The sequence below is a fragment of the Streptomyces sp. NPDC102441 genome (genome assembly GCF_044765585.1).
Lineage (GTDB): Bacteria > Actinomycetota > Actinomycetes > Streptomycetales > Streptomycetaceae > Streptomyces.
This window is the reverse complement of the sequence record NZ_JBIWKH010000007.1, coordinates 130,001-143,350: the sequence shown is the minus strand read 5'-3', so window position 1 is coordinate 143,350 and position 13,350 is coordinate 130,001. Positions and strand designations below refer to the sequence as shown.

Here is a 13,350-nt window from a genome sequence, read left to right as displayed (position 1 = left end):
AAACACCCGAGGCGGGACTGACGAGATGAACTGGGACGAAACCGGGTCCGACACCGGCGACCTCACGGACGAGCGGCTGGACGACCGCCTGGTGGCCGCCGGGGCGGACGGCGAGGACACCGCGGTCGAGGCCGCCCTGCGCCCGAAGGACCTCCACGAATTCATCGGTCAGGAGAAGGTGCGCGAACAGCTCGACCTGGTCCTCAAGGCCGCGCGTGCCCGGGGCGCCACCGCCGACCACGTCCTGCTCTCCGGAGCCCCCGGCCTGGGCAAGACCACCCTCTCCATGATCATCGCGGCCGAGATGGGCGCACCGATCCGGATCACCTCAGGCCCGGCCATCCAGCACGCCGGCGATCTCGCCGCGATCCTCTCCTCGCTCCAGGAGGGCGAGGTCCTCTTCCTCGACGAGATCCACCGCATGTCGCGGCCGGCCGAGGAGATGCTCTACATGGCGATGGAGGACTTCCGGGTCGACGTCATCGTCGGCAAGGGCCCGGGCGCCACCGCCATTCCGCTGGAACTCCCGCCGTTCACCCTCGTCGGCGCCACCACCAGGGCGGGACTGCTGCCGCCTCCGCTGCGCGACCGCTTCGGCTTCACCGGGCACATGGAGTTCTACGCCCCCACCGAGCTGGAGCGGGTCATCCACCGATCGGCGGGTCTGCTCGACGTCTCCATAGACACAGCGGGCGCCGCCGAGATCGCCGGACGCTCCCGGGGCACGCCCCGTATCGCCAACCGGCTGCTGCGCCGTGTCCGGGACTACGCCCAGGTCAAGGCCGAAGGACGGATCGACCGGGACATCGCCGCCGCGGCCCTGCGGGTGTACGAGGTCGACGCCCGGGGACTCGACCGGCTGGACCGCGCGGTCCTCAGCGCCCTTCTGAAACTCTTCGGAGGAGGCCCCGTCGGACTCTCCACCCTCGCCGTGGCCGTGAGCGAGGAGCGTGAGACGGTCGAGGAGGTCGCCGAGCCCTTCCTCGTACGCGAAGGACTGCTGGCCAGGACCCCGCGGGGCAGGGTCGCCACCCCCGCGGCATGGGCTCACCTCGGCCTCACACCTCCCCAGCATGTCGTAAAGGGACAACAGGGCCTGTTCGGGGAGTGATACAGGACGGGTTGGCCAGCAGGGGAACGACGGTGCCATGCTGGACGTTGTTCCAATGATGCGGACTCGCTTAGACTCCGCCGATGCCGCCCGTTCAGGTCGGTGTACCCACCCCCGTAGACCAGGCCGCGTGAAACCAGCGTGGTCGTGCGAAGGAAGTTCCGTCCCGTGAGTCTCGTGACCCTCCTCCCCTTCATCGTGCTCATCGGGGCCATGTTCCTGATGACCCGGTCCGCCAAGAAGAAGCAGCAGGCGGCTGCGCAGATGCGCAACGACATGCAGCCCGGTACCGGCGTCCGGACGATCGGAGGCATGTACGCCACCGTCAAGGAGATCCAGGACGACACGGTTCTCCTCGAGATCGCCCCCGGCGTGCACGCCATCTTCGCCAAGAACTCCATCGGTGCCGTCCTGGACGACGCGGAGTACAACCGCATCGTCCACGGCGACGACGGGCTGGACGCCGAGGGCACGGTCGTGCCCGACGACGCCTCCTCGCTCACCGACGGTGAGTCCTCGGAAGAGGACGCGGCCGACGACGACGCGAAGATCGACCTCGGCAAGAAGGCCGAGGACGACGCACCGGAGGTCGCCGAGTCCAAGGGCTCCGACGTCAAGAGCTCCGAGGTCAAGGACGCCAAGGCCGACGAGGGCGACGCGAAGTAGTTCCACGACCCAGAGACGCCGGACACCCACAGGTGTCCGGCGTCTCACGGGCCGTGCGGTCTTCTGCGGGGGCGGGTCCCCACAACACTTCGTGGCCGCTCGGGCGCGTACCCGGCGCGGGGCGGTTGGACAGGGAGAAACGAAAAGGTGGCAGCACCGAAGAAAGGCCGGGGTTCAACCGGTGGACAGGGCAAGCCGGGCCGTGCCCTGGCTCTGATCCTGATCGCCATGGTCGCCCTGACCGGCGGGATGTTCCTGTCCGGTCACACCACGCCCCGGCTCGGCATCGACCTGGCCGGCGGCACATCGATCACGCTCAAGGCGAAGAGCCAGCCCGGCAAGCCTGACGCGATCAACGAGACCAACATGAACACCGCGGTCAGCATCATCGAGCGCCGTGTCAATGGTCTGGGTGTCTCCGAGGCCGAGGTTCAGACCCAGGGCCCCTCGAACATCATCGTCAACATCCCCAAGGGGACGAATTCGAAGCAGGCCCGGGAGCAGGTCGGCACGACCGCCCAGCTCTACTTCCGGCCCGTACTCACGGTCACCGGCGGCGCACCGACCCCTGAGGGTTCCGCCAGCCCGTCCGCGAGCGGTTCCGGGAAGCCGAGCGCCACGTCCAGTGCGAAGGCGAGCGACCCGGATACAGCCTCCGATTCGAGGACGACGCCCTCGGCGAGCGCCACCACCCAGGGCCGCGCCGTCACCGACGCCCTGAAGAAGGACGCGACGCCGACCCCGTCAGCGAGCGCCTCCGGCGGATCGGACGCCCCCGCGGCGAGCGAGACTCCCGACCCCGCCACCGCGGCGCTCGAGAAGAAGTTCACCGCGCTGGACTGCACCGACGCCGCCGCCCGCGCCAAGGCAGGCGACGGAGTCAAGCCCGAGGACCCCACGGTCGCGTGCAGCTCCGAGGGTGACGCCAAGTACCTCCTCGGCCCGGCCGAGGTCTCCGGTACGGACGTCGACGACGCGAAGGCCCAGATCGACCAGCAGCGCGGCATCTGGCTCGTCTCGATGGAGTTCACCGACAAGGGCTCCAAGAAGTTCCAGACGATCACCAAGAAGCTGTCGGCGCAGCAGTCCCCGCAGAACCAGTTCGCGATCTCCCTCGACGGCGAGGTCGTCTCCGCACCCCAGGTGAACGAGACGCTCAGCGGCAGCGCCGAGATCTCCGGCAGCTTCACGCAGCAGTCGGCGGAGGACCTGGCCAACGTCCTCTCCTACGGCGCGCTCCCGCTGTCCTTCAGCGAGGACACCGTCACCACCGTCACCGCGGCCCTCGGCGGCGAGCAGCTGGAGGCCGGTCTCATCGCCGGTGCCATCGGGCTCGCCCTGGTCGTCATCTATCTGGTGGCCTACTACCGCGGTCTGGCGCTCATCGCGCTTCTCAGCCTGCTGGTCTCCGGCGTCCTGACGTACACGATCATGGCCCTGCTCGGCCCGGCCATCGGCTTCGCGCTGAACCTCCCGGCCGTCTGCGGTGCCATCGTGGCGATCGGAATCACAGCGGACTCGTTCATCGTCTACTTCGAACGCATCCGCGACGAGATCCGTGAGGGGCGCACGCTCCGTCCGGCCGTCGAGCGCGCCTGGCCCAGGGCACGGCGCACCATCCTCGTCTCCGACTTCGTGTCGTTCCTCGCGGCGGCCGTGCTCTTCCTCGTCACCGTCGGCAAGGTCCAGGGCTTCGCGTTCACGCTCGGTCTCACGACCCTGCTCGACGTCGTCGTGGTGTTCCTCTTCACCAAGCCCGTCATGACGCTGATGGCCCGCACGAAGTTCTTCGCCAGCGGTCACCCGTGGTCCGGCCTGGACCCGAAGAGGCTCGGCGCCAAGCCGCCGCTGCGCCGCTCCCGTCGCGTCAACGCCCGCACCGACCACCCGAAGGAGGCGTGAGATGTCGCGACTCGGCAATCTCGGCGCCCGGCTCTACCGTGGCGAGGTCGGTTACGACTTCATCGGCAAGCGCAAGATCTGGTACGGCGTCTCGATCCTGATCACCATCACGGCCATCCTCGGCCTGGCGGTCAGCGGCCTGAACATGGGCATCGAGTTCAAGGGCGGTGCCGTCTTCACGACCGACAGCAAGGCCAAGGTGTCCGTCTCCCAGGCCCACGAGGACGCGGTCGCGGCCTCCGGCCACGAGGCGATCGTCCAGGAGCTCGGCAACGGCGGGCTCCGGATCCAGATCACCGAGGTCGACACCCAGAAGGCCGACCAGATCAAGGCCCAGCTCTCCGAGGACCTCGGAGTCCCCGAGGCGAAGATCAACGCGGACCTCGTCGGCCCCAGCTGGGGTGAGCAGATCGCCAACAAGGCCTGGACCGGCCTCGGCATCTTCATGGTCCTCGTCGTGGTCTACCTGGCCATCGCCTTCGAATGGCGGATGGCCGCCGCCGCGCTCGTCGCGCTGATCCACGACATCACCATCACCGTCGGCATCTACGCCCTCGTCGGCTTCGAGGTCACCCCCGGCACGGTGATCGGTCTGCTGACCATCCTGGGTTACTCCCTCTACGACACGGTCGTCGTCTTCGACAGCCTCAAGGAGGGCACGAAGGGGATCACCAAGCAGACCCGCTGGACCTACAGCGAAATCGCCAACCGTTCCATCAACGGCACGCTGGTGCGTTCCATCAACACCACCATCGTCGCCCTGCTGCCGGTCGCGGGTCTGCTGTTCATCGGTGGCGGCGTACTCGGCGCCGGCATGCTGAACGACATCTCGCTGTCGCTCTTCGTCGGTCTCGCCGCCGGTGCGTACTCCTCGATCTTCATCGCCACCCCGCTGGTCGCCGACCTCAAGGAACGCGAGCCGCAGATAAAGGCACTGAAGAAGCGGATCCTCGCCAAGCGTGCCGCCGCGGCGGCCAAGGGCGAGCCCGCCGAGGACGAGCGCGACGACCGGGCCGGCGAGCTCGACGCGTCCGACGGGTCCGACGAGGACACCCCGACCGCGGGTGCCGTCGTCGGCCAGCGCCGGCAGGCCGGTGGCCACGGCCGGACCCCGAGGAACCGTCGATGACCAGCACGAATGTCACCGATGCCACCCGGGATCTCCTGCTCAGCCGGATCCGTGACGTTCCGGACTATCCGAAGCCCGGGGTGATGTTCAAGGACATCACCCCGCTGCTCGCCGATCCGGTCGCCTTCTCCGCGCTCACCGACTTCTTCGCGGAGCTGTGCGTACGGCACGGGGCCACCAAGATCGTCGGCCTCGAGGCCCGCGGCTTCATCCTGGCCGCGCCTGTCGCGGTCCGGTCCGGGATCGGGTTCGTGCCCGTGCGCAAGGCCGGGAAGCTGCCCGGTGCCACGCTGGGGCAGACGTACGAGCTGGAGTACGGCACGGCGGAGATCGAGATCCACGCCGAGGACCTGTCCGCCGACGACCGGGTCATGGTCATCGACGACGTCCTGGCCACCGGCGGCACCGCCGAGGCCTCGCTGGAGCTCATCCGGCGGGCCGGTGCACGGGTCGCGGGGGTGTCGGTCCTCATGGAGCTCGGCTTCCTCGCCGGCCGCGCGCGGCTCGAGCCCGGCCTGCGGGACGCTCCGCTGGAGGCTCTGATCACCCTCTGACCTGCACCGCGCTGCCGAAGCGCGCGTAGGGACGTACTGGACGGGTATCCGGGAACATCCGGGTACCCGTCCCGCGTTGTGAGGGGTTCCACAGTCCCCGGGCGAGGACCTGCCCAGAGGTCGATACCATGGGCTTTCCGGTAGCCCGGATCCGCACGAGGAGCGCTCTTGCCAGACGAGGCCCAGCCAGTCGCCGCCCCGCAGCCCGAAAGGCCCGCGGCGGCCTCCGCCACGCCCGGGAAGGCGCAGCCCGACGGAGCGGGCACGCCCGGTCCCGAAGGCGGGCACACGCAGGGCCCCGCCGAGGCACCGGCCCACCGGACGCCCGCCGAGGCGAAGCCGACTCCGCCTCCCGGGACGAAGCCGGCGCCCCCGCCCGGCACGAAGGCCTCGCCGTCCTCCGGCAGGGAGCCCACGCCCCCGGCGACGCCCGCCTCAGGACCCGCGGCGCCGAAGCCCCCGGCACCGGCCCCCGCCGCGAAGCCCCCGGCCCGGTCCGCCGCCGCCCCGCCCACCTCACCCGCGCGCTCCGGCGGCTCCTCCAACCGCGTCCGGGCCCGCCTCGCCCGTCTGGGCGTACAGCGCTCCAGTCCGTACAACCCGGTCCTCGAGCCCCTCCTGCGTACGGTCCGCGGCAACGACCCCAAGATCGAGTCCGCCACACTGCGGCAGATCGAGCAGGCCTACCAGGTCGCGGAGCGCTGGCACCGCGGTCAGAAGCGCAAGAGCGGCGACCCCTACATCACCCATCCGCTCGCCGTCACGACCATCCTCGCCGAGCTCGGCATGGACCCCGCGACGCTGATGGCGGGGCTGCTGCACGACACCGTCGAGGACACCGAGTACGGCCTCGACACCCTGCGCAAGGACTTCGGCGACCAGGTCGCGCTGCTGGTCGACGGCGTCACCAAGCTCGACAAGGTCAAGTTCGGCGAGGCCGCCCAGGCGGAGACCGTACGCAAGATGGTCGTCGCCATGGCCAAGGACCCCAGGGTCCTCGTCATCAAACTCGCCGACCGGCTGCACAACATGCGCACCATGCGCTATCTCAAGCGGGAGAAGCAGGAGAAGAAGGCCCGCGAGACCCTTGAGATCTACGCGCCGCTGGCTCACCGCCTGGGCATGAACACCATCAAGTGGGAGCTGGAGGACCTCGCCTTCGCGATCCTCTACCCGAAGATGTACGACGAGATCGTCCGCCTCGTCGCCGAGCGCGCGCCCAAGCGTGACGAATACCTCGCCATAGTGACCGACGAGGTCCAGGCCGACCTGCGCGCCGCCCGGATCAAGGCCACCGTGACCGGACGGCCGAAGCACTACTACAGCGTCTACCAGAAGATGATCGTGCGGGGCCGCGACTTCGCCGAGATCTACGACCTGGTGGGCATCCGCGTCCTCGTCGACACGGTCCGTGACTGCTACGCGGCGCTCGGCACCGTCCACGCCCGGTGGAACCCGGTGCCCGGGCGGTTCAAGGACTACATCGCGATGCCCAAGTTCAACATGTACCAGTCGCTGCACACCACGGTGATCGGTCCCAGCGGCAAGCCCGTCGAGCTCCAGATCCGTACGTTCGACATGCACCGTCGCGCCGAGTACGGCATCGCCGCGCACTGGAAGTACAAGCAGGAGCCCTCCGCCGGTGCCTCCAAGGTGCGTACCGACGTACCCAAGAGCACCGGACGCGGCCAGGACACCGTCAACGACATGGCGTGGCTGCGCCAGCTCCTGGACTGGCAGAAGGAGACCGAGGACCCCAGCGAGTTCCTGGAGTCCCTGCGCTTCGACCTGTCACGCAACGAGGTCTTCGTGTTCACGCCGAAGGGCGACGTGATAGCGCTGCCCGCCGGTGCGACGCCGGTCGACTTCGCGTACGCCGTCCACACGGAGGTCGGCCACCGGACCATAGGAGCCCGGGTCAACGGACGGCTCGTACCGCTGGAGTCGACCCTCGACAACGGTGATCTGGTGGAGGTCTTCACCTCCAAGGCGGCAGGCGCCGGGCCCTCCCGCGACTGGCTCCAGTTCGTCAAGTCGCCCCGGGCGCGCAACAAGATCCGCGCCTGGTTCTCCAAGGAGCGACGCGACGAGGCGATCGAGCAGGGCAAGGACTCCATCGCGCGGGCCATGCGCAAGCAGAACCTGCCGATCCAGCGGATCCTGACCGGCGACTCCCTGGTCACCCTGGCGCACGAGATGCGCTACCCCGACATCTCGTCGCTGTACGCGGCGATCGGCGAGGGCCATGTCACAGCGGCCGGCGTCGTCCAGAAGCTCGTCCAGGCGCTCGGCGGCGAGGACGCCGCCAACGAGGACCTGGCGGAGAGCTCACCGCCCTCGCACGGCCGCAGCAAGCGCCGGGCCAAGGCGGATCCGGGTGTGGTCGTCAAGGGCGTCGAGGACGTCTGGGTCAAGCTGGCCCGCTGTTGTACGCCCGTTCCCGGCGATCCGATCATCGGATTCGTCACCCGGGGCAGCGGCGTCTCCGTGCACCGGGCGGACTGCGTCAACGTCGACTCGCTGTCGCAGCAGCCGGAGCGGATCCTCGAGGTCGAATGGGCGCCCACCCAGTCGTCGGTCTTCCTCGTCGCCATCCAGGTCGAGGCGCTGGACCGATCGAGGCTGCTCTCCGACGTCACCAGGGTTCTGTCCGACCAGCACGTGAACATCCTGTCCGCCGCGGTGCAGACCTCCCGTGACCGGGTGGCCACCTCGCGCTTCACCTTCGAGATGGGCGACCCCAAGCACCTGGGACACGTCCTGAAGGCCGTACGCGGCGTGGAGGGCGTCTACGACGTCTACCGGGTCACCTCTGCCCGCCGGCCCTAGGAACGGCGTCCGCGAGGGCAGGGCGGGATTCGGCACGGGTGCGGGAGCACTGCGAACGGCGGGTGTTAACTTCCTTCCCGTGGCGGAGCACCAGGATGAGACCAGGACGGCCTACGACGGGGTCGTCGAGCTGTACGCGTCGTTGTTCGCCGATCGGCTGGAGACGCAGCCGTTCGCACGGGCCATGATCGGCACCTTCGCCGAGCTGGTGCGCGGGACGGGGAACCCGCGGACGGCCGATGTCGGCTGCGGGCCCGGACATCTGACGGCCATGCTGCACGACCAGGGACTGGACGCCTTCGGGCTCGACCTCTCCCCGGGCATGGTCGGCCACGCCCGGCGGGCCCATCCGGCGCTGCGGTTCGACGAGGCGCGGATGGAGGCCCTGCCGGTCGAGGACGGGACGCTCGGCGGCGTGCTGGCCCACTACTCGATGATCCACACCCCTCCTGGGGAGCTGCCCGCGCTGCTCGCCGAGCAGGCGCGTGTCCTGGCACCAGGCGGCCTTCTCATGGCCTCGTTCTTCGGGACGGAGGGGCCCGAACCGGTCCGCTTCGACCACAAGGTGGCGCCCGCCTACAGCTGGCCGGCGGACCGGTTCGCCGAACTGCTGGCCGGGGCCGGGCTCGTCCCGTTCGCCCGGCTGCTCCACGACCCGGCCTCCGAACGGGGCTTCCTCGACACCCACTTGCTGGCCCGCCGCCCCTAGGTGTTTCACCTCTGGGTTATGGGACGTTGCCGGATTCGTCGTTGATGCTCCGCGTGTGCGGCGGGAGACTGAGGCGCGCGACCCTCCACCGAGGGAGTGCTCGCAGACAGCGGAGTCAGCTGTCGTCCCAGGAGGTTCCGTGCCTTTCGGATATCTGGTCACTGTTGCGATCGCCGCGATCGGCACCCTGTGCGCGCTGGCGCCGGTGCCGTGGGAGCACCCGCTGGGCCGCCCGAGCTACTTCTTCGGCCTGGCCGCCAACGAGCTGCCGTTCGCCGCCTTCCTCTGGTTGCTGCTGCTCCCGACGGCGCTGGCGTTCGCCGAGGGCGACATCGACTCGGCGGGTGCCTGGGCGATCGTCGGGCTGGCCGCCGTGACCGTGCCCGGACTCACGGTCGTCGCCCACCGCGCGTGGGGGGAGCGGGAGAGGATCGAGCGTGCCATGGCCGAGGGGCTGGGCGACGGGTGGCGCGCCACCGTCGCCCCCGACCTCGCCGACGGCCTCCGGCGCCGGCTCCCGTGGGCCCGCATCCTGGTCCTGCCCATCCTCCGGCGCCGGTGGGACGTCCGGCGCGTGGCGAACCTCGCCTACGGCGACGCGGGCCGCCGTAACCTGCTCGACCTCTACCACCACCGCTCGCGCCCGGAAGGCGCGCCCGTGCTGATCCACATGCACGGCGGTGGCTACGACGGGGGACGCAAGAACACCCAGTCGCTCCCCCTGCTCCACCGGCTGGCCGGCCGGGGCTGGGTGACCGTCAGCGCCAACTACCGGCTGAAGCCCGACGTCCGCCACCCCGACCATCTGATCGACCTGAAGAAGACGATCGCCTGGGTGCGGGAGCACGCCCACGAGTACGGGGCCGATCCGTCGACCCTGTTCGTCGCGGGCAGTTCGGCCGGCGGCCACATGGCCTCGATCGCCGCCCTGACCCCCAACGACCCCGCGTTCCAGCCGGGTTTCGAGGACGCCGACACCTCGGTCACCGGCGCGGTCATCCTGAACGGCTTCCTGGGCACGTACTGGGACCAGGGCCCCGAATCCTCGCCCCTGGGCCACGCCAGGCCCGACGCGCCTCCCTTGTTCATCGCACACGGCGACCTGGACCCCCTGGTGCCCGTGTCCGGCATCCGGGCGGTTGCCGACGAGCTGCGCCGTACCTCCTCGAACGCCGTCGTCTACGCCGAGTTGCGCGGTGGGCACCATGCCTTCGACCTGTACCACTCGCTCCGCTTCGAAGCGCTGGTCGACGCGATCGAGGGCTTCACCGCCTGGGCGAGATCACGGGAGAGAGAGCCCCGGCCCTAGGGCCGTGTCCTCGGGGTCCGGCACGCGGGAGGGGCTCCCGTACGCGTCACGTACGAAAGCCCCTCCCGTGGAACGGGTACGCCGCTCAGCTCAGCCGCCGAACTCCTCCAGGCCCTTCAGCGCCTGGTCCAGCAGCGCCTGCCGGCCCTCGAGCTCGCGCGAGAGCTTGTCCGCCCTCGCGTTGTTGCCCGAGGCGCGTGCCGTGTCGATCTGGGTGCGCAGCTTGTCGACGGCCGCCTGGAGCTGACCGGTCAGACCCGCGGCGCGTGCCCGCGCCTCCGGGTTGGTCCGGCGCCACTCGGACTCCTCGGACTCCTGGAGCGCACGCTCCACCGCCTGCACCCGGCCCTCGACCTTCGGGCGGGCGTCACGCGGGACGTGGCCGATGGCCTCCCAGCGCTCGTTGATGGACCGGAACGCGGCCCTGGCCGCCTTCAGGTCCTTCACCGGAACCAACTTCTCGGCCTCGGCGGCGAGCTCCTCCTTGAGCTTGAGGTTCTCGCCCTGCTCCGCGTCCCGCTCGGCGAAGACACCGCTGCGGGCCGCGAAGAACACGTCCTGGGCCCCGCGGAAGCGGTTCCACAGCTCGTCCTCGGCCTCGCGCTGGGCGCGGCCCGCCGCCTTCCACTCGGTCATCAGGTCGCGGTAACGCGCGGCCGTCGCACCCCATTCGGTCGAGCCGGAGAGCGACTCGGCCTCGGTGACCAGCTTCTCCTTGACCTTGCGGGCCTCCTCGCGCTGGGCGTCCAGTGCGGCGAAGTGGGCCTTGCGGCGCTTGGAGAAGGCGGAACGGGCATGCGAGAAGCGGTGCCACAGCTCGTCGTCGGACTTGCGGTCCAGACGAGGCAGCCCCTTCCAGGTGTCGACGAGCGCCCTCAGACGCTCACCCGCCGACCGCCACTGCTCGCTCTGCGCCAGCTCCTCGGCCTCGACGACGAGCGCCTCCTTGGCCTGGCGGGCCTCGTCGGCCTGCTTCGCCTTCTGGGCCTTGCGCTCCTCGCGGCGTGAGTCGACGGTCGCGACGAGCCCGTCCAGCCGCTTGCCGAGCGCGGCGAGGTCACCGACGGCATGGTGCTCGTCGACCTGCTGACGCAGGTGGTCGATCGCCGCCGTGGCGTCCTTCGCCGACAGGTCGGTGGTCTTCACCCGCCGCTCGAGGAGGCCGATCTCGACCACCAGGCCCTCGTACTTGCGCTCGAAATAGGCCAGAGCCTCCTCGGGGGAACCGGCCTGCCACGATCCGACGACCTGCTCGCCCTCGGCTGTACGCACGTACACGGTGCCCGTCTCGTCGACACGGCCCCACGGGTCGCTGCTCACAGCGCCTCCTCCACCTGATGCATCGAGGGGGTTCGCCCCCCGTGCATCGTCCACAGTTTCCTGGGGCGGGCAGCGCCCGCCCTGCACAACGCCCAATCTAGGCGACCGGCCACCCGGCTGTCCGCACTCAGCGCGGCTGAAATTCTCCGGTGCGCTCCAGGGACCTGGGCCGGGCGGCCGTGCGTACGGTCAGGCCTTGTCCACCGTCGCCTTCTCGACCGTGACGGTCTTCTTCGGGGCACCGTCGCCCGCCCCACCGGCGACGCCTGCCTCGGCGACCTTCTTGACGGCCTTCAGACCCGCATCGTCCATGGTGCCGAACGGCGTGTATTGGGGCGGCAGTTTGGTGTCCTTGTAGACCAGGAAGAACTGGCTGCCACCGGTCCCCGGCTGGCCGGTGTTCGCCATCGCGACGGTGCCCGCCTTGTACGTCACCGCGCCGTCGGCGCCCGCCTTGCCCAGCGCGGTCAGATTCTCGTCCGGGATGGTGTAGCCGGGGCCGCCCGTCCCGTCACCCTTCGGGTCACCGCACTGCAGCACGAAAATTCCCTCCGTGGTCAGGCGGTGACACTTCGTGTCGTCGAAGTACCCCTTGTCCGCGAGGGCCTTGAACGAATTCGTCGTGTGCGGGGTCTTCGCCGCGTCCATCGCGATGCCGATGTCACCCTGGCTCGTCTTGAACGACAGCGAGTACTTCGCCTTCTTGTCGATCTTCATCGCCGGCTCGGGGCTACTGCTCTCCTTCGCCGAGGGCGATGCCGACGGGCTGGCGCTCGCGGCCGCGTCCGCCGAGGTCTTCGAGTCGTCGTCGCCGAGTGAGAGATACGCGCCCACACCGATGACCGCCACCACGGCCACCGACGAAGCGATGATCGCCGTGAGACGCCTGGTCCTCCGGCGCGCTTCCTCCCGGCGCTGCTGCTGCCGCTCGAACTTCTCCCGGGCGAGCTGCCGCCGCCGCTGATCGCTGCTGACCACCGGATGGTCTCCTTGTACGTCGTCTGATCGGTCCTGGAATGCCCGTACGGTATATGGGTTAGCTGTGGAATGAGGAGCGCCGGTAGTCTCTGATCTGCCGCATTCCCCTCCGCAGCCCTCCTCGTCGGACGAACACTAAGGACGAACGTGCTCATTGCCGGGTTCCCCGCCGGGGCCTGGGGGACCAATTGCTATCTGGTCGCCCCCGCCGCCGGTGAGGAGTGCGTGATCATCGACCCGGGCCACCAGGCCGCCCAGGGCGTCGAGGACGCACTGAAGAAGCATCGGCTCAAGCCCGTCGCCGTCATTCTCACTCACGGCCACATCGACCATGTCGCCTCGGTCGTCCCCGTGTGCGGCGCCCATGACGTCCCCGCCTGGATCCACCCCGAGGACCGCTTCATGATGAGCGACCCCGAGAAGGGGCTGGGACGCTCCATCGGGATGCCGCTGATGGGCGAGCTGACCGTGGGAGAGCCGGACGACGTCAAGGAGCTGACCGACGGCGCCCGCCTGGAACTGGCGGGCCTGGAGTTCGGCGTCGCGCACGCGCCCGGCCATACCAAGGGGTCGGTGACGTATCGGATGCCCGAGGCCGCGGATGTGCCGCAGGTCCTCTTCTCGGGCGATCTGCTCTTCGCCGGCTCCGTCGGACGCACCGACCTGCCCGGTGGCGACCAGGCCGAGCTGATCGAGTCGCTGGCCCGTGTGTGCCTGCCGCTCGACGACTCGACCGTGGTGCTGTCCGGCCACGGCCCCCAGACGACCATCGGCCGCGAGCGCGCCTCCAATCCGTACATGAACGGTCTGGCAGCGCCCCGCCGAGGAATGTGACGAGAGAGA

Annotated in this window: 11 protein-coding genes; 9 read left to right on the top strand and 2 right to left on the bottom strand. The window is 69.7% G+C overall.

The window, feature by feature from the left end:
* Window positions 1–25 precede the first annotated feature (25 nt).
* The 8 genes from ruvB (at window position 26) to ACIREO_RS17040 (ending at window position 10,209) form a co-directional block, all read left to right on the top strand.
* On the top strand, window positions 26–1,111 hold the full coding sequence (gene ruvB, locus ACIREO_RS17075; RefSeq protein ID WP_404110296.1) for a Holliday junction branch migration DNA helicase RuvB: 1,086 nt from the start codon (window positions 26–28) through the stop codon (window positions 1,109–1,111).
* 168 nt (window positions 1,112–1,279) lie between these two features.
* Window positions 1,280–1,777, top strand: coding sequence for a preprotein translocase subunit YajC (yajC, locus tag ACIREO_RS17070; protein ID WP_404110293.1), 498 nt, complete (start codon window positions 1,280–1,282; stop codon window positions 1,775–1,777).
* Window positions 1,778–1,924: 147 nt separating this feature from the next.
* A complete protein-coding gene (gene secD / locus ACIREO_RS17065; RefSeq protein WP_404110290.1) occupies window positions 1,925–3,679 on the top strand; it encodes a protein translocase subunit SecD in 1,755 nt (584 codons plus the stop codon).
* Between the two features lies 1 nt (window position 3,680).
* Window positions 3,681–4,808 (top strand): protein translocase subunit SecF, encoded by a 1,128-nt coding sequence (gene secF / locus ACIREO_RS17060; protein WP_404110287.1) that lies wholly within the window; start codon window positions 3,681–3,683, stop codon window positions 4,806–4,808.
* Entirely contained in the window at window positions 4,805–5,362 is a 558-nt protein-coding gene (locus tag ACIREO_RS17055) for an adenine phosphoribosyltransferase (RefSeq protein ID WP_404110284.1), read from the top strand. The genes secF and ACIREO_RS17055 overlap by 4 nt, the downstream gene beginning before the upstream one ends.
* 168 nt (window positions 5,363–5,530) lie before the next feature.
* On the top strand, window positions 5,531–8,191 hold the full coding sequence (locus tag ACIREO_RS17050) for a RelA/SpoT family protein (protein ID WP_404110281.1): 2,661 nt from the start codon (window positions 5,531–5,533) through the stop codon (window positions 8,189–8,191).
* A gap of 79 nt (window positions 8,192–8,270) precedes the next feature.
* Window positions 8,271–8,900, top strand: coding sequence for a class I SAM-dependent methyltransferase (locus ACIREO_RS17045; RefSeq protein ID WP_404110278.1), 630 nt, complete (start codon window positions 8,271–8,273; stop codon window positions 8,898–8,900).
* Between the two features lie 139 nt (window positions 8,901–9,039).
* Window positions 9,040–10,209 (top strand): alpha/beta hydrolase, encoded by a 1,170-nt coding sequence (locus ACIREO_RS17040; protein WP_404110275.1) that lies wholly within the window; start codon window positions 9,040–9,042, stop codon window positions 10,207–10,209.
* A 90-nt stretch (window positions 10,210–10,299) separates the two neighbouring features.
* Here the strand turns inward: ACIREO_RS17040 and ACIREO_RS17035 are convergent, their stop codons facing one another.
* Both ACIREO_RS17035 and ACIREO_RS17030 read right to left on the bottom strand, forming a co-directional pair.
* Entirely contained in the window at window positions 10,300–11,529 is a 1,230-nt protein-coding gene (locus ACIREO_RS17035) for a DUF349 domain-containing protein (RefSeq protein ID WP_404110272.1), read from the bottom strand.
* 189 nt (window positions 11,530–11,718) lie between these two features.
* A complete protein-coding gene (locus tag ACIREO_RS17030) occupies window positions 11,719–12,507 on the bottom strand; it encodes a peptidylprolyl isomerase (RefSeq protein ID WP_404110270.1) in 789 nt (262 codons plus the stop codon).
* 147 nt (window positions 12,508–12,654) lie between these two features.
* Here ACIREO_RS17030 and ACIREO_RS17025 point away from each other — a divergent pair, with 147 nt between their 5' ends.
* Window positions 12,655–13,341 carry an MBL fold metallo-hydrolase gene (locus ACIREO_RS17025; RefSeq protein WP_404110267.1) on the top strand — a complete coding sequence of 229 codons (687 nt, stop codon included), beginning with the start codon at window positions 12,655–12,657 and terminating at the stop codon, window positions 13,339–13,341.
* The last annotated feature ends 9 nt before the right edge of the window (window positions 13,342–13,350 follow it).